Source organism: Pseudoalteromonas sp. MMG005, from assembly GCF_018101015.1.
In the GTDB taxonomy this organism is placed as follows: Bacteria; Pseudomonadota; Gammaproteobacteria; order Enterobacterales; family Alteromonadaceae; genus Pseudoalteromonas; species Pseudoalteromonas aurantia.
Window position 1 is genome coordinate 123756 of record NZ_JAGJEK010000007.1, and the last position, 16129, is coordinate 139884.

General features: G+C 41.7%; 12 protein-coding genes. 7 read left to right on the top strand and 5 right to left on the bottom strand.

Annotated elements, in window-relative coordinates:
• The first annotated feature begins 154 nt into the window (after positions 1 to 154).
• The gene (locus J8M01_RS07365) at positions 155 to 688 is read left to right on the top strand and encodes a hypothetical protein (RefSeq protein ID WP_211057548.1); all 534 of its coding nucleotides are present in this window, start codon (positions 155 to 157) and stop codon (positions 686 to 688) included.
• 482 nt (positions 689 to 1170) lie between these two features.
• The gene (locus J8M01_RS07370; protein ID WP_211057549.1) at positions 1171 to 1404 is read left to right on the top strand and encodes a hypothetical protein; all 234 of its coding nucleotides are present in this window, start codon (positions 1171 to 1173) and stop codon (positions 1402 to 1404) included.
• A 69-nt stretch (positions 1405 to 1473) separates the two neighbouring features.
• Here J8M01_RS07370 and J8M01_RS07375 read toward each other — a convergent pair whose 3' ends face one another.
• From J8M01_RS07375 to J8M01_RS07385, 3 genes are all read right to left on the bottom strand, one after another.
• Positions 1474 to 2364: a sterol desaturase family protein gene (locus tag J8M01_RS07375; RefSeq protein ID WP_211057550.1), complete on the bottom strand. Its 891-nt coding sequence runs from the start codon at positions 2362 to 2364 to the stop codon at positions 1474 to 1476.
• Between the two features lie 9 nt (positions 2365 to 2373).
• Positions 2374 to 2949, bottom strand: coding sequence for an effector binding domain-containing protein (locus J8M01_RS07380; protein ID WP_211057551.1), 576 nt, complete (start codon positions 2947 to 2949; stop codon positions 2374 to 2376).
• A gap of 79 nt (positions 2950 to 3028) precedes the next feature.
• Positions 3029 to 3607 carry a TetR/AcrR family transcriptional regulator gene (locus tag J8M01_RS07385; protein ID WP_211057552.1) on the bottom strand — a complete coding sequence of 193 codons (579 nt, stop codon included), beginning with the start codon at positions 3605 to 3607 and terminating at the stop codon, positions 3029 to 3031.
• Between the two features lie 141 nt (positions 3608 to 3748).
• On the opposite strand from J8M01_RS07385, the gene J8M01_RS07390 reads away from it, so the two are divergent.
• The 4 genes from J8M01_RS07390 (at position 3749) to J8M01_RS07405 (ending at position 9492) form a co-directional block, all read left to right on the top strand.
• Entirely contained in the window at positions 3749 to 6838 is a 3090-nt protein-coding gene (locus J8M01_RS07390; RefSeq protein WP_211057553.1) for a hypothetical protein, read from the top strand.
• 1 nt (position 6839) lies between these two features.
• Positions 6840 to 7040 (top strand): hypothetical protein, encoded by a 201-nt coding sequence (locus tag J8M01_RS07395; protein ID WP_211057554.1) that lies wholly within the window; start codon positions 6840 to 6842, stop codon positions 7038 to 7040.
• 21 nt (positions 7041 to 7061) lie between these two features.
• Entirely contained in the window at positions 7062 to 8213 is a 1152-nt protein-coding gene (locus J8M01_RS07400) for a Rieske 2Fe-2S domain-containing protein (RefSeq protein ID WP_211057555.1), read from the top strand.
• A gap of 112 nt (positions 8214 to 8325) precedes the next feature.
• Positions 8326 to 9492, top strand: a complete 1167-nt coding sequence (locus J8M01_RS07405) for a murein transglycosylase domain-containing protein (RefSeq protein WP_211057556.1) — start codon at positions 8326 to 8328, stop codon at positions 9490 to 9492.
• A 349-nt stretch (positions 9493 to 9841) separates the two neighbouring features.
• On the opposite strand, the gene J8M01_RS07410 is transcribed toward J8M01_RS07405, so the two are convergent.
• A complete protein-coding gene (locus J8M01_RS07410) occupies positions 9842 to 10699 on the bottom strand; it encodes an alpha/beta hydrolase-fold protein (protein ID WP_211057557.1) in 858 nt (285 codons plus the stop codon).
• Between the two features lie 311 nt (positions 10700 to 11010).
• On the opposite strand from J8M01_RS07410, the gene def reads away from it, so the two are divergent.
• Positions 11011 to 11556, top strand: a complete 546-nt coding sequence (def, locus tag J8M01_RS07415; RefSeq protein ID WP_192509512.1) for a peptide deformylase — start codon at positions 11011 to 11013, stop codon at positions 11554 to 11556.
• A gap of 104 nt (positions 11557 to 11660) precedes the next feature.
• On the opposite strand, the gene J8M01_RS07420 is transcribed toward def, so the two are convergent.
• Positions 11661 to 16118 carry a S8 family serine peptidase gene (locus J8M01_RS07420; protein ID WP_211057558.1) on the bottom strand — a complete coding sequence of 1486 codons (4458 nt, stop codon included), beginning with the start codon at positions 16116 to 16118 and terminating at the stop codon, positions 11661 to 11663.
• Positions 16119 to 16129 lie beyond the last annotated feature (11 nt).

Consider the following 16129-nt stretch of genomic DNA (forward strand, 5'->3'; position numbering starts at 1 on the left):
GCTAAAAGTATCTTTGCTAAATTATTAACAAGTGTTTTAATGTTCCTTATAGTGGACGTCCCTAGTTTTGCTCTCATATATCTAATTTGCTACACATGTTCAGGAGGGGGCTTTCATTTCATTCGTCTAACTAGCACAAAGGAGCGTCAGGCTTATGGGTAAGTGGATATTGACTTTGATTCAATTTTTCCCGCTATCTATTTTTGCCACTTTTGCATTCTGGTATGGTCCACCCTCTGACGACCGTTGGCTTGACGCGTTCCAGCTAGGTGCCTTATTAGGCTTGCTTCAACTTCTCATTTTATTGCCTCAGAATAGCCCACTAAACCGTTTGGTTTTAGCCGGCAATATTTACTTGATGTTGGGTGGTTTAGCCGTTTGCTTCGAGCAATGGTGGTATTTACAACTTTACGGCTTATTACGCGAGTCAGCTATTATTATACTCATGGTTATTGTTGGCAGCTTAACAACTTTTGCGTCTTCTTCGGGGTTTATTGCTGTTAAAGGGAGTGCGCGTAAATTTTCTATTTATTTACTGTTAGCGTCTATTTCAATGATCCCACTAGCCATTATTTTTTCGGGTAATCGCACTTATGCGGCAGTGTTACCGATTATATTTTTGGCAATTCTGCAACGCTATTTGTCGCACATTGCGCAAAAAGTATGTGAGATAAAAAGTGCGAACTAACGCCCAGGAGCCTTAATTTAGTTGGTGGCTACTAACGCAGTAATGGGCTATTTTGCATTCATTAGAGAACAACTTACTCTCCTTAACTAAATTCGTTTTTCTTAGGTGGTTGTTAAGCGAAATAGTTGGCCAAATATATTTTTTACTGCAAATTTTAATGTTCCTAGCATTTTTTGATAAGGTATAAAAATAACCCGTAAGACACTTTTTGCTCTATCTTTTTTGTGCCTCACTTGACAGCCAATGTAACTTATAATTCGCCAATAGTAAGGACATTTCTTTTGCGCCCATCACTGTATCCTTGTCGAACTGAATATAAAGAGGTTGCAAATGCTGCTCTTTTCCTTTTACATGTGCTCTGATACTTTGCAGCAAGAAACACGTGCTTTAATAGAGGTAAAAGTAAGTGAAAGGTGGCGTGTAGGTTGAGTAAATATTAATTCTGAGTTAATTTTGTTGGTGTAACTAAAAGGAGATAGTAAATGAAATTAAAATTTAACAAGAAACCGCTCAAATGCTTATCAACAAATACTAACCGTTTATCAATTGGTAATACCCCGCTGATTGCAGGTGGTACAGGACAAAATACCGGTAATACAGCTTGCTGTGACCAACAGTCTAATCAAAACCAGTGTGGCCCCACGATTCCAATTGTTTTAACCGCTTATACAGCGTGTGACTGCCCAACAGCATTAAATGTATGTGGTCCGAACTAGATATTTTGTAAGCACTTACACTTTTTATAAGTGCTAACATAACAATGAAGGGTAGACTCTTGTATGAGTCTACTTTTTTTGTTTTTGCTCTTGCTGCCATGCCCATGTAGGCGATTTGACCAGTAAGTTTAGCCTGTAACCCCAAGTCGGTGCATGCCACAGCCTGTTTATAAGTGTGAGATAACCCGAGAAAAACACTTTCAGTGGGTTAACGCTGTTTAACCTCGGATAAACCCCATAGGTTACGGGTTCATTTTCTTGTGCGAATGTGCCAAACATTTTGTCCCAAATGATGAATATACCAGCATAATTTTTATCAAGGTATTGCTTATTGGTCGCATGATGCACTCTGTGATGTGAGGGGGTATTAAAAATTGCTTCGATAGGACGAGGTAGTTTTTTTATCGTCTCGGTATGCAATAAGGTTTGAAACACTTGTACGACTATTTCGGCTAAAAATATTATAAATGGGTGAAAGCCCAACAGAGCCAAAGGTAGGTGAAAAAACAGTGGGAAAAACCAGTCCAGTGGACCATGGCGATAGGCTACCGAAATATTAAAATGCGGCGAACTGTGGTGCACAGTGTGCGTAGCCCAGCCAAAACCGTTTTTATGTAAAAAGCGGTGCTCCCAATAATAAGCGAGATCAGCAATTACAATACAACAAAGTATGCTCCAACCATTTAGTGGTAGGTCAGTAATACGAAAGTGATTGTAAGTATATAAAAATATGCCCGCATAAGTGGCTGCGACAACAGCGACGATGAGGATAAACATGCCCAATGTAACAAAGTTGGCCACACTGTCCCCGAAAAAATTTCTAGTAAACTGCTTTTTCACCACGTAGCGCAGACATTCAACAATAAATAAGCCGATGGCGATAACGAAAAACCAATCATCAATCCAAGCCTCTAGGCCCCATACTTCATTTGGTGTAAATAGTTGTGTTAAAAGTTCCATGCTCCGCTCCTAGTTGTACGACACGAACACTTGCGTTGATGTTGTTTTGCCAGATAGATCTAAAGCATGTACTTCAAGTACATATGCTACTTTTTTACTATAGTCTATTTCTTTCCAAGCGTTAGTTAATTGAGTTTCAGTATATTTATCAACAGGTAATAGTTCAGTGTAATGGTGCGTATCTATTGTGAAGGGTTTATCGAACTGGCTTAGGTTAATTATGTCATAACCTATGATTACGTCAGCTTGTTGATAGTTATTTGATAACGCTGAATATAAAACATAGACTTTTTGAGGGGCTTTTTTAAGCGCTTGGTGCAACGTACTGTGTTGATTAAAGTGCTGCCATAACTGCCCGATATTATGCAGTGGAATCCGCTTGCGTACGCCGGCAATACGAATCGTGTCTGGCGTGATTTTATCGTTTTCGTTATCAATAGGGGTTACTTTATTGCGCTCTATGATTTGTGTGCTGGGACTTAAGTTGATTTCTTGGGCGGCTGCATTATTTCCTTGAAACAACGCAAGCCCCCAAAAAAGAACAACAATAATAACGCTTGTAAATATTGCACTAAATAGATTCATACAACACACCATATATAAGAAGAGATGGTGTAATTTACGTTATATAGCTTTAAATTGTCAATATGAAAATTTACCGTTTTTACGTTAATTGTGAACAAAGTAATACAGATGCTTGTTTGAACTTATAAATTTCATCAAGTAAACCTAACGGTAATAAAGACTCAGCCATAAGATAATTAGCGTAAATACCATAGGCAATAAGTTCTACTCTCTTTGATTCAGCGTCAGGGTATTGTGTTTGAAATTCATGAATAAGATGCTGAATGAACTCCTGCATAATGTGCTGTTGGTGGACTTTGATAGGGGCAAGCCTTTTTGCTTCGGAAAATAAAGCCTCACCAATGATTGTGGTATTGATACTTTCTTTACTACGAGAAGAAAACAGCGAATCTATGAGAGCTTCAGCTCTGTTTGATGATGGTAGCCATGTTAATAACTCCTGCCATTGCTGAGTATATTTATCTCGCCACCGTTCACTTAACAAACAAATTATGTCGTCACGATTACCAATATAATGCCTTAAAATAGTGCGTTTCATTTTGGCTGTCTCAGCAATGTTTTCTAGTGACGTTGCTTGAATACCCTTTTCTAAAATACAAACCTCAAGTGCATCGAGTATTTCTTCTCGACGTTGTCCTGCTACGCTCGGCCTTGCCATTGTTCTCTCCCATTACATTTATAACTCTACTATAACGATCCTCTTTTAAATTGTCATGTTGACAATTTAAAAGAGAGTAAGGTAAGCTATAAATTGTCTGGTTGACAATTTATGATTCAATATGTCGAGGTAATCATCTATATGAATAGAATCACTCAGCTAATGGTGCCGCTATCACTCATGTTATTTATCGGGTGTGGCGCAAGTGAACAAACAAAAATAGTGTCAGTAGTTCAAGCAATGAATGCTTCTCCAAGTATTGTTGCCCGCCCTTTGGCAAGGTCTGAATTTATTGGTTTTGAGTCAGCACCGGTTAGACCAATCGCTAAAACAGCGGATGGCAAGCGTTTATTGGTCGCGAATACATCTAATAATAGCCTCGAGATATTTACTGTATCTGTTGATGGGGCGCTTACTCATCAACAATCGCTTACGGTTGGTTTAGAGCCTGTTTCAGTCGCTGTGATGCAAAACCAAGCATGGGTAGTTAATCATCTTTCAGACTCTGTGAGTGTGATTGACCTTAGTCGAACAGTTGCACAAGTCACACGGACGTTACTGGTAGGAGATGAGCCCAGAGATATCGTGTTTGCGAATAATAAAGCATTTATCACCACAGCGCATCGTGGTCAGCAAAGGCTGTACCCAGCGTTAAAAAATATTGATGGAGCTGGTGATCCTGCATTGCATCAAACGGGACAAGGGCGCGCTGATATTTGGGTCTTTAACGTAAATGATTTAGGGAAAACATTGGGTGGGCAACCGATAAAAATAGTGTCCCTGTTTGGAGATACGCTACGTGGCTTGGCGGTTACACCAGATCAAAAAACGATTTATGCAGGAGTGCTGAATTCGGGTAATCAAACTGCGGCTGTCCATGAATCTGTGATGTGTGCTGGTTACGAAGATGATGAATATGGAGCTTACCCTTGTCAAGTATTGGATGGGTTAACCAGTCCCAACGGATTAGAGGACGGTTATTTACCTGGTGGAAGAACGGCGCCGGGCATTAATAAAGACGGGGTTGCTCAGCCTTGGACCAGTATGATTGTCAAATATGATAACCGCACAAAGCAGTGGTTAGATAGTAAAGGTAGAAACTTTTCAAATGGCATTCGTTTCAACTTACCAGACCTAGATGTGTTCGCAATTGATACTGTCTCCTTAAGCCAGCGTGCTGCGTATAAACATGTGGGAACAACCTTGTTTAATTTGGCAGTAAACCCCCAATCAGGCAACGTATATGTTTCAAATACACAAGCAAATAACGCTACGCGTTTTGAAGGGGCTGGCGCATATGCTGGATCAACTGTTCAAGGGGACATTGCACGAAGTCGTATTACAGTTATTACTCCAAGTACGCAAGAAGTGCGTGCAAGGCATTTAAATCGACATATTAACTATACTGACCTTAAAGGCAATGCTTTGGTTAAGCAGCATAGCTTATCGACGCCTATGCAACTGGCGGTATCACAAGATGGGAAAACGCTTTATAGCGCTGTTATTGGTTCAAACAAAGTAGCAGTATTGCCAACTTCGCAGTTAGAAAATAACCAGTTTTGGGATAATGAAGGCAAGGAGTTTGACCCTATGGTATTGAGCCAGGGATATTTTTCCGTTGAAGGAGGCCCAGCTGGGTTGCTGCTTGATGAAGCTCAAAGTGCATTGTATGTATTTACACGCTTTGATAATAGTTTGGTTAGTATTGATTTAAATAGTAAGCGTGAAAAGCAACGGTTATATATGCCGACCTTAGAGCCACAAGATTTTAGTGCGGGCCGAGCAATGTTGTATGACGCCAACCGCTCATCATCAAATGGAGAGTCTTCGTGTGCTAGCTGCCATATTTTTGGTGATACCGATCATTTGAGTTGGAATTTAGGCAATCCTGATGCCTCAAATGGTAAAAATCCGCAACCATTTCCGACTCAAAACATATCAGAGCTAGGGTGTTCGCTCGTTGGACCAGCTGATGAAAGCTGTCAATTACTCGATGTTATTAATGGCAATGGGGATTTACAGTCGTTTGCAGCGATGAAAGGCCCAATGGGAACACAAACCCTTCGAGGGATGCGTAATCACGGACATATGCATTGGCGGGGAGACCGTTCAGTGGGTTACTTCGGTGAGGATAGTAAACAAACGCTCGACGAAAAAAGCTCATTTAAGAACTTTATTGTCGCATTTGAAGGCTTACTCGGGTTAGATATTAGCTTGCCAGAGTCAGTAAATACGACTGAAAAATCGCCTGACGTGATTGCGCTTGAGAAAGATATCGATACATTTGCTGATTTTATGCTGCGCGTGGCATTACCACCGAATCCGATCCGCAATTTAGACAATACGCTGTCTTTGTCGGCCCAAAAAGGCGCTGGTTTTTTTCATGGTTCTCGACGGTCTGATGGTGCAGCAGAAGACACCTCTGTTAATGGTGAAAGTACAGATGGGGTAAATTGTCAAGGGTGTCATGGCGTTGATCATGCACAAGGCTTTTATGGGACTCGCGGCGAGGTGGCTCATGGTGGCGAGATTCAAATATTGAAAGTGCCTCAGCTTAGAAACCTATATACCCGTGTTGGCATGTTTGGGCTGCCTGATAGAGAGGGGTTTTTACCATCACATACGAAAGAACATCAAGGTGATCAAATTCGAGGCTTTGGTTTTTTACATGATGGGGCAACAGATCAACTCGGAAATTTTTTAAAAGGCGCGGTTTTTGATAATGGCGAAAAAGGGTGCTTACCGGGAACAAATGAGCGTCATGGTTGTCATTTCAATTTTGGAAAAGTGGGGATCCCTGATGCCTCAACGCGTCAAGGTTTGGTGGATTATATGATGGAATTTGACAATGATTTGGCTCCCATAGTCGGCCAACAAATTACCCTATCGGCGCTGTCAGGAGCAGGTGTGTTCAACCGTATTACGCTATTAGAACAACGCGCGAAAACGCCGTTTATTTCTAAAATTTTAGGGGGGAAGGTGACAGAGTGTGACTTGATTGCATTAGGAACTATTAACAATCGCAAACGAGGCTACTTATTTGAGAGTAAAACGCAAACATACCGCTCAGACTCGGCATATGAACAGCCGTTATCATCGATACAAATACGTTTATTGGCAAGGGAAGAGAACAATAACTTGACCTATACTTGTACTGTGCCAGGCAAAGGGTGGCAGTCAGCGCTAGATTATGATTTAGATGGCATTTTAAATGCCGATGAGGAGAAATAGTATGTGGCCTACATTACCATGGAGTTATTGGTTAGGATTTGTGCTAATACTATGGCTGTTATTCGATTTGATCCGTGGCGAGGCGTATATTTGGCAGGCATATCGTAGAGAGAGTGAGCCAGGGATGTATTGGTTTACCATGCTTGTATGGGCTGTGGTGGCCGCAAGCTGCTTTATATTTCCTTATTGGCCTTATGATTAGGTCTGTTGTAAAGGTGTTGTTATGAATACACAAAATGGTTTACCGCTTGATGCTTATATTTCACCACAGTTTTTTGCGTTAGAGCAGCAGCATATTTTTTCAACTACATGGGCTTTTGCTGGGTTAGTTGAAGACTTAAACGTTGAAGGTGATTATCTGACAGTGCAAGCAGGGTTGAATAATATTTTGGTGATTAAAGGTAAAAGCGAGCAGCTTTTGGCTTTTCATAATATGTGTCGCCACAAAGGCACCAGACTCCGTGATGGCAAAGGCAAGGCAAGCAATAAACTTGTTTGTCCTTATCATGATTGGGCCTACGATTTAGAAGGGAAGCTATTATCATTGCCTAAAGCAAGCAGGGAGTTTCCGGCCTTAGATAAAAGTTGTTATGGCTTAAAGAAAGCGAATGTGGGCATTTGGCGAGGGATGATTTGGGTCCACCCAGATCCCAACTCCCAATCAATTGAGCAATGGTTTTCGTCAATGGTACCTTATTTAGGGCCTCATAAAGTTGAGACATTAATTGAACCTGAAGACAGTATTATCATTGAAGATATAGAAGCGAATTGGAAGGTTGTTGTTGAAAATTATATTGATCACTATCATTTAGCTCACCTTCATGTTGGCACATTGAATATGTATGATCATAAACGTGCCGAGTTTGGTTTTGTTGGACCGCACTTTCGGTTTTGGGAACCATTAACAAAAGAGTATCAACAAGACATCAAGCAAAACTCGCCTTACCCACTTATTTACGATACGAAGATAGAGAAACTAGGCACTTGGGTGCCGATGCTATTTCCAGGTATCGGGTTAGCTGAGTCTGAGTCCTCATGGTCTGTTTTTCAGATAGTCCCAGTCGCTGTCGATCGTAGCAAAGTGATCATTCGCACAAAAATGAAGAATGGTTCTGCATTAGAATTTATGAAGCAAAGTATTCGCTCAGCAAGTTACTGGAACAAAAAGGTTAAAGCGAAAGACTCTGGGTATGATGATAAGCATGGGCTTGGATCTGCGAACTTTTTGCAAGAAGATATTTATGTGTGTGAACAATTGCAGAAATCTTTTTCTAGCCCGTTTTTTGAGTTTGGGCCAAGCGCAGAATACGGAGAGTGCCCTGTGAGAGAACATAAAAAGCTTGTGTGGGAGTGGATTAAACCGCACTGGCGATGATTATCTTTTAAGGCAGGTTGTTGTTATCTTTGATGTAATTGACACGCAATTTCATGTCATATCGATTACAATGAAAAAATAAGGCATTTTGCAGCGCTAAGAGAGCAAATATATGCACAGAGGAGTTGTAAAGACACTGACAGCCGTGATGGTGTTGTTTTGGGTCGCGTCTTGTCAGTCAACGTTAGATCTTCAGTCTGCGAACGAAATTAAAAAGCTGACTAAACAAGTTAGTCAAGACCCAAATGATATCGTGGCGATAGTGCAAGGAGTAAAGCGCTCTCAGCAAGCAATTAGTCAAGATACAGCCAAAGTGCAGCAATTACTTGCTAATTTAGACACAATCATTGAGCAGGTGTGGGGTGAGGGAAATAAAGAATTGCCCAGTAATACCCGCTATGTGAAGTATTCCAATGACTATCAAGCCCGTGCTATTGTGGATTTTGATACAGGGTGGGTCAAAATTGAAACCATTGCCACCAAAAAAATCAGTGAAAAACTCTCACAGGCGGTATTTGAAACACTATTAACTTCTGATGACCCTAGTCAAACGGATATTTTTTCTAGCCAATCCCCTAAGGTTGCAGGTGAACCTTTTTTATATCCCCAAGTACGAGACCAAGATGGTCAGTTAGTCCGTTTCGAATGGCGGGCTCGGCGGTATGCTGATTATTTAGTTGCCAATAAGCTGAAAACGACGTTTGAAGGGGATAAAAAGATATCTTATGTCGGGTTTAACTTAGTGCGTGACCACAAACACTTGCGTCATTTAAAGTACAGTGAATATGTGTTAGCGTCAGCTAAAAAATACAACATAGCCCCAGCACTCATTTACGCGGTGATTGAGACTGAAAGCTCTTTTAACCCTTATGCCGTGAGTCATGCAAATGCCTATGGGCTGATGCAGGTCATTCCGGCAACAGCAGGTCGAGATGTCTATAAACTAGAGAAAAAACGCACGGGGCAGCCCACAAAGTCAGTGCTTATGAACCCCAAACAAAACATTGATATTGGTACTGCGTATTTGAAAATATTAAACACACGTTATCTTGTGGGAGTAAGTCATCAACAAAGCAGAGAGTATACCATTATTTCAGCCTATAACGGGGGGGCGGGTAATGTGTTTAAAACCTATCATTCGAACCGTACAACAGCAGTACAAAAAATTAATGCACAGTCTCCGTCTAGTGTGTATAAACGCCTTCGTCACCAGCATCCACGTGATGAATCGCGCCGTTACTTAGAAAAGGTGACCAAAGCCAAGGAAAAGTATTTATAGACGGTCACACTGCCGTTAAGAGTACAACTTATGGCGTAAATAGTATGGCAATAAACAAATATTAAGGCCTTTGAAACTAAAGTCTCATAGGCCTTATAGGGGGGCTTAATTTATGCTGTACACTGAATCGGCGTTAATAGTTGTGCCTTTTATAGCTTAACCTCAGCTCTGGATAAGCGAATTTGCCCAATAAAGCTATTTTTCTCACTCTCGGCGTTGCTTTCATTTGTAATAGCCCGCTATTACTGCATAAAAGCGCCTTGATATTGAACAAGATATCATCATTGGATTGTACGTAAGTTTGTTTTCAAAACATTTTCTACTCCAAAACCCTTATCCAAACCTGAGGTTACTTACTTTGTTGGCCGCTGATGAGTGCTGATAGCCAGCTAATACTGCGCACGCCGAGCATAGGAAAGGAATCGCTATGGCCTGCGGACTCAATGACAATTTTTTGCAATTTTAAGCTTTTATCATTTCTTTTGTGCAGCAACTCCACAAACTCATTGACGTGAATACCTAACTTATCTTCCAACGCACCGTATGAGATGAATACATTGGCATTGAGTTGCTTATGTTGAGTGCCAAGCTCTAACAAGTGAGGAATATCGCGCCAAAGAGATGGACTGCCGAGAATATAGTTTTTGAACGTATCAGGCTGCGCCATTAAGATATAGCTACCAAATAATCCACCAAACGAAAAGCCGAAATAGGTACGATTATTTGGGTCAGCGTTATATTGGTTTTCGATATATTGAATGATGTCGTTTCGGATAAATGCTAGGTGATTGTTTGCTTGACCCAGCTGATGTTTGGCTTGAACTTTGGGGTCGCTTGATGCTCTTATTGAGAAATCACGACCACGACTTGCACTGGCCTCTTTGTCTTTTAATGTCCCCTTGGTGTTTATTTGCCAGGAAATCCCAACTAAAATGGCATTTTCCATAAGAAATGCAGTCGCACCTGATAACAACTCCATATGCCACTGAGCGTCGGTGTAATAAATGACAGGATAAGCTGTATCTTCATGTTTGTTATATCCCTCAGGCAACTTTATATACAGTTCGTATTGCTTGTCTTGCTGTGTGTCTTTAATTGGTATTACGTGTGTATGGGGTAACGTGAAAGAGCTTGCGCCACTTACATTTGCCGTAAGTAGGAGGAGTATACAAGCCAAAGTGATTACCCAATTATTTTTAATGTTCATTATGTTACTTCCTTATCAATTGCTAAGCCATATTGAAGACGTGGTTTCAGGTTAAAGACTCAAGCTCACTGTATCGGCATTGTGTTTAAAAGACCTGACGTTTAGCTGATTTGTATATGATATGATGTGTTGAATTTTATTGTATTAATTATCAATCGGTTATATGTAAATGTGTGATGTGTAGAGCCGCCTTGCCTGTGTATGTAACATCCCTCACATGGCCTTGTTTCAGTGTTTATATAAGCGGTGCTTGCACTTTTGTATTGAGACTTTGATAATATTTGTAATTAAAGGGGTGAAAAGAGACCTGAATGAGTACAACTAAAAGCAGTATCTATTCTATAGCGCAGCTCGGACATGCAGCATTAAGGGCGCGAGCTGTTGAAGTTGAAGATATTCTCAGTGATGAATGTCAGCAACTCATCAATACAATGATGTTGGCGGTATCTGAAGCGGGTGGCGTGGGTATTGCTGCACCGCAAATACATCACAGTAAGCGTATTTTTATTATGTGCTCAAAGCCCAATACACGGTATCCACAAGCGCCACTAATGGCACCAACTGCGATTATTAATCCCGAGATTTTGCATTATTCAGATGAAAAGGTAAAAGATTGGGAAGGGTGCTTAAGTGTGCCAAGTATGCGAGGCTTAGTGCCAAGATATAAGCAGATAACAGTACGGTATTTGGATCAACAAGGTCATGTGCGTCAGGAAACGTTGACAGGCTTTATTGCACGTATTTTTCAGCATGAGTTAGATCACTTAAATGGGCTCACGTTTATTGACCAGTTAGAGTCGATGCAAGATTTAATCAGCGAAAGTGAGTGGTATCGTCAGTTTGCTGACAGCAACTGAGCGAAACTTCAATGGAGAAGTTGCAGCCAATAAAGGCGAATGCCCTTGGCTAACTTACAACGCCAGATATTAACAGACGTTGTAAGTTAGTATTCATGTAAAGCTTATTTATGTTTGCGACGACGCAGCACCGCGAATGGTGCCGCTAAAAGTGCAAACCAAGCAAGAGAGCCAGACGAAGACTCTGATGATGCTTGAGTCACTGTTGGCGTAGGAGTTGGCACAGGTGCAGGCTGCTCTGCATCGGTATCCACGACATTCTCAATATTTATTGTGATGGCAGCAGGGTCTGATGTATTACCTAACTTATCGATAGCAATGACCATCAAAGTAGCGATATTGTTCCCCGCTTCAAAATCAAGGACTGCTGAATTAGCAACAACGATTTGGCCATTATTATTAACTGAAAAAGCGGTGTTAGTTGATGACTTTACTAAATACTCAGCAATTTCAAGGGTATTTTCTTGCGTTACCGATTCAAGTTGACCAATCACTGTACCAGTGGCTGTATTTTCCTCAACTGAAAACTCAGCAGCAATGAGTTTAGGTGGGGTATAATCCGCCGCACTGTCAATCACATTCTCAATATTTACCGTTACTTTAGTCGCTTCAGATTCATTACCTAATGTATCAACCGCAATGACCATGAGTGTTGCTGTGTTATTACCCGCTTCGAAATCAAGTTCACCAGCGACTAACACTTCACCTTTGTTATTCACGGTCAACGCAGTATGTGAAGACGATTTCACAGTATATGTTTTTACTTCAAGGGTATTTTCTTGTGCTTCTAACTTTAGTTGCCCAATAACGGTATCTTTTGTGGTATTTTCCGCAACAGAGAACTCGGCAGCGATGAGTTTCGGTGGCGTATACTCTGCAGCACTGTCAATTACATTCTCAATATTAACTGTCACTTTAATGGCTTTAGATTCATTACCTAATGTGTCAACTGCAATGACCATGAGTGTTGCTGTGTTATTACCAGCCTCAAAATCAAGTTCACCAGCGACTAACACTTCCCCTTTGTTATTGACGGTCAATGTAGTATGTGAAGACGACTTGACTGTATATGTTTTTACTTCAAGGGTATTTTCTTGGACAGCTAATTCTAGTTGACCTACGACCGTGTCTATTGCGGTATTTTCTGCAACTGTGAACTCAGCGGCAAAGAGTTTAGGTGGTGTATACTCAGCTGCGCTATCAATCTCATTTTCAATGTTTATGATTATTTCAGTTGCTTTAGATTCATTACCAAATATATCCGTTGCAACAACCATTAATTTCGCGGTGTTATTACCAAGTTCATAGTCTAGCTCGTCAGAGTTGACAACGACAATTTCACCCTCTTTATTAATTGCAAATGCGGTATGTGTTGACGATTGAATTTCGTATTGAGTAATTTCCTTGTGAGCTTCAAGGTCTGTTATAACGAGTTTGCCAATCGGAGTGTCGTCGGCGGTGTTTTCAGCAACAGAAATCGTCATAGGCAGCAGTACGGGGGCTTTTAATGGGTTTCCATACTTTAGCATTGAAGAAGTAATAGGTAACAATACCCCTTCAAGTTCACCAGAGGTGAGTGCAAATGCAGAATCAGCATTGATATACGCTGTTTCACCTTGTTTAATCTCAACGACAGTTTCACCCGCTGCGTTTGTGAATGTTGCAGGAGAGGTTGCGAATGTGGTTGTACCCGTTAGTGTATCAGTTACATCGTATGCACCAATCTGATAACCGTAACCTACAGAGGCTTCAACCGTGATTGTATCACCTAGGTTACTACTGGTAAGGCCGATTAAGTCTGAGCACCCTGAGAATGTGACAGTATTTGAGCCTGAGGTATGATACATGTCCGATAAAAATGCCCATTGTGATGCACCATCAACAATAGGTCCACTTATTGTGCGTGAGCGGCCTGGTACTATAGCACTGCGGCCTACATCACTATACTGCGCTAATGCGTAGTCGTACGTGCCGTCGTTATCAAGGTCTAAATTCATTGCATAACCACCCGCTCGACGCAAGTGTGTTAGCTCATCACGCAGCATGATTGAAGCCGTAAATGCCACACCAGTATCACATCCGTCAGCCGTCACAGCGTTAAATGTTGTGGCTAGAATGTTGAAATCTTTTTCAGATTCACTTACTTCAGTACCCGTTGCAACTAACTGCTCTGACATAGGGGTAATATCTTTGAAGCCATTGTTAGTCAATGCGACTTTGAAATTACCAGCAACACGTTCATAACTCAGTTTTAAACCAACATGTGCTTTCGGTAGGGCATGATAAACAAGGTGTAAATCATGGTCACCTTCAGTATTTGGGTCATCAAAGACTAATGCGCCATCAAATTCAGATAAAGTCAGTGCTGGGCTACGCTCAGCTAGCTCATCCGCATTAAGTGGGTTCTTCAGTTTCCACTGTGGTAACTTAGCAGGGTCAATCGTCAAGGTTACATCAAACTCAACAGTTTGACCTGCTGGTACAGTAACAGATTCAGGCATTTCCCAGCTCACTGCACCCGTTGCAGCATCATTTTCATAACGTGCTTGCGTGCGAAGGTTATAAGTCTTGGCTTCGCTTGAGAAGTTTTTCAATGTCACAGTTTTAGTGTATGCCGTTACTTCTGACACATTTTCAAAACCAAATGACAACGCCGCTTGGTTAGTATCAAACTCTGAGTGATAGACCCATGCCGCAACCGGTGATTTAACCGCTTTATCAACATTCACTAAACCTGCACCAATCAAACTAATCGGTGCCAATGGTGAATCAGGGTTAACCGATGTTGCTTCAACTGTTACATTCAGATCAGCGGTGTTCATGATGGTTGCTTTAATTTCTGAAGCATTACGCTCTGGTAACGCTTCACGAACAAGTGCCACAGCACCTGCTGTCATTGGACCTGAGAACGAAGTACCCGTTGCGCCAGCCACTTTATCTTGTGTGCCCGTTGCTGCAACTTGAATGTTCACACCTGGTGCTGTGATTTCTGGCTTTAATAGACCATTCACTGAAGGACCACGTGATGAGAAGTCTGCCACTGCACCAGCAACATTCTTCATCACTACTTGGATTGCATACTCAGCCGTTTCACCCGCTGCTAGTTTATCTTTTATTGCTTTACCCGCTTGGAAGTTCACACCCACAGAGAAGATAGTGATTTCTGTAGAGCTGCCACCCATTGGTGCTGGAGTACCATCTACGTTATTATTTGCAACAAGCACAAATGCCGCGCCTTTAGCTTGTGCATTTAATACTTTTGTTGTAAATGCACATGCACCACGGTCAATCAATACCGCCTTACCTGTGAAGTCCACATCGTCAGCAAATGCATCACAACCATTTTGGTTTGCATCAGGATATACAAGCTCTGTATTCGTGTTGCTGAACGTGAACGCGCCTTGAGGACCAAAGCTTGCGGCTTGAATAACCGTCTCAGCACCTGCAACAGTACCGGATGCAATACCTTCTTCTAACGTTGGGTGTGTCATTGCACCCACTGATAGTGCATTTGGTGTCGTACTTGGACCACCGATACGAAATGGGTGGTCACCATCGTTACCCGCTGAAACGACCACATTCACGCCTAAGCCAACCGCACGTTGAATAAGGTATTGTACACCACTGCCTGTGTATGTATCACCGAACTCACCACCGAGAGACATGTTGATCACATCTACACGGTCTGAAATATCGCCATCCCCATTAGGATCCATTGCTGACTCGAGTGCCGCAGCTTGTGCTGCACTAGGACAACCACCACCACAGACAGAATAAACATACAATTCAACGTCTGGTGCAATGCCTGTCACCGAGTGAGAAACCGATGTACCATGACTTGTTGGTGAGTTTTCTTCAGTAGGTACCGCTGGATCATTCTCAATGGGATCGGCATCGTTACGCATATAATCGTAACCGCCTTTGACTTGACCTTGAGGCCATGCAACCGTTGTTGGATCTGCTTGAGCAGCTTCATACGCTTCAACAGTACCGGCAGCTTCATTGAAGATTTTGTGGGTATAATCAATACCAGTGTCAAGCACAGCCACTTTTTGGCCCATACCTGTAGCCAAACCTTCAGTACGTACTGGCGTTGCTTTAATGTAGTCAGATGATTCTGCAATGTGTAGTTCAGAATCAAACATAGGTAACACACGTTCTACGCGTGCGTCTTTTTCAATCGCTGCTAGCGCTTCTTTTGACGCTTCAACAATGAGTGTAGGGGCTAAAATACGTGTTTGACCAATAACTTTTGCATTGAAGTCTAAACTGTTTAGTTCAAGCGTTAACGCTTCTTGAAGTTGTGAAATTTGCGCCATTGTTGCACGTGCATCACCTGACTGGTATGTACCCTGAGCATATAAATTTGCTGCGGACGTTGCTTTTAGCACAATTAAATAGGATGTTGGCGCATTCTTTTTCGTATCTTGAGCTGCAAATTTTACAGCCTCGAAATTGGTAAAATTACTGACCATATTGGCAGTATTAGCAGAGACACCCGCTGTGAGTAATACACTACCTACTGCAGCTGCAATTGTTGATTTTTTTATAAGCTTAGACATACATTCCCTAG

Excerpts from the sequence above, each read along its gene's own strand:
- J8M01_RS07365 (WP_211057548.1), top strand. The coding sequence starts at position 155 with ATGGGTAAGTGGATATTGACTTTGATTCAATTTTTCCCGCTATCTATT.
- J8M01_RS07370 (WP_211057549.1), top strand. The coding sequence starts at position 1,171 with ATGAAATTAAAATTTAACAAGAAACCGCTCAAATGCTTATCAACAAAT.
- J8M01_RS07375 (WP_211057550.1), bottom strand. The coding sequence starts at position 2,364 with ATGGAACTTTTAACACAACTATTTACACCAAATGAAGTATGGGGCCTA.
- J8M01_RS07380 (WP_211057551.1), bottom strand. The coding sequence starts at position 2,949 with ATGAATCTATTTAGTGCAATATTTACAAGCGTTATTATTGTTGTTCTT.
- J8M01_RS07385 (WP_211057552.1), bottom strand. The coding sequence starts at position 3,607 with ATGGCAAGGCCGAGCGTAGCAGGACAACGTCGAGAAGAAATACTCGAT.
- J8M01_RS07390 (WP_211057553.1), top strand. The coding sequence starts at position 3,749 with ATGAATAGAATCACTCAGCTAATGGTGCCGCTATCACTCATGTTATTT.
- J8M01_RS07395 (WP_211057554.1), top strand. The coding sequence starts at position 6,840 with ATGTGGCCTACATTACCATGGAGTTATTGGTTAGGATTTGTGCTAATA.
- J8M01_RS07400 (WP_211057555.1), top strand. The coding sequence starts at position 7,062 with ATGAATACACAAAATGGTTTACCGCTTGATGCTTATATTTCACCACAG.
- J8M01_RS07405 (WP_211057556.1), top strand. The coding sequence starts at position 8,326 with ATGCACAGAGGAGTTGTAAAGACACTGACAGCCGTGATGGTGTTGTTT.
- J8M01_RS07410 (WP_211057557.1), bottom strand. The coding sequence starts at position 10,699 with ATGAACATTAAAAATAATTGGGTAATCACTTTGGCTTGTATACTCCTC.
- def (WP_192509512.1), top strand. The coding sequence starts at position 11,011 with ATGAGTACAACTAAAAGCAGTATCTATTCTATAGCGCAGCTCGGACAT.
- J8M01_RS07420 (WP_211057558.1), bottom strand. The coding sequence starts at position 16,118 with ATGTCTAAGCTTATAAAAAAATCAACAATTGCAGCTGCAGTAGGTAGT.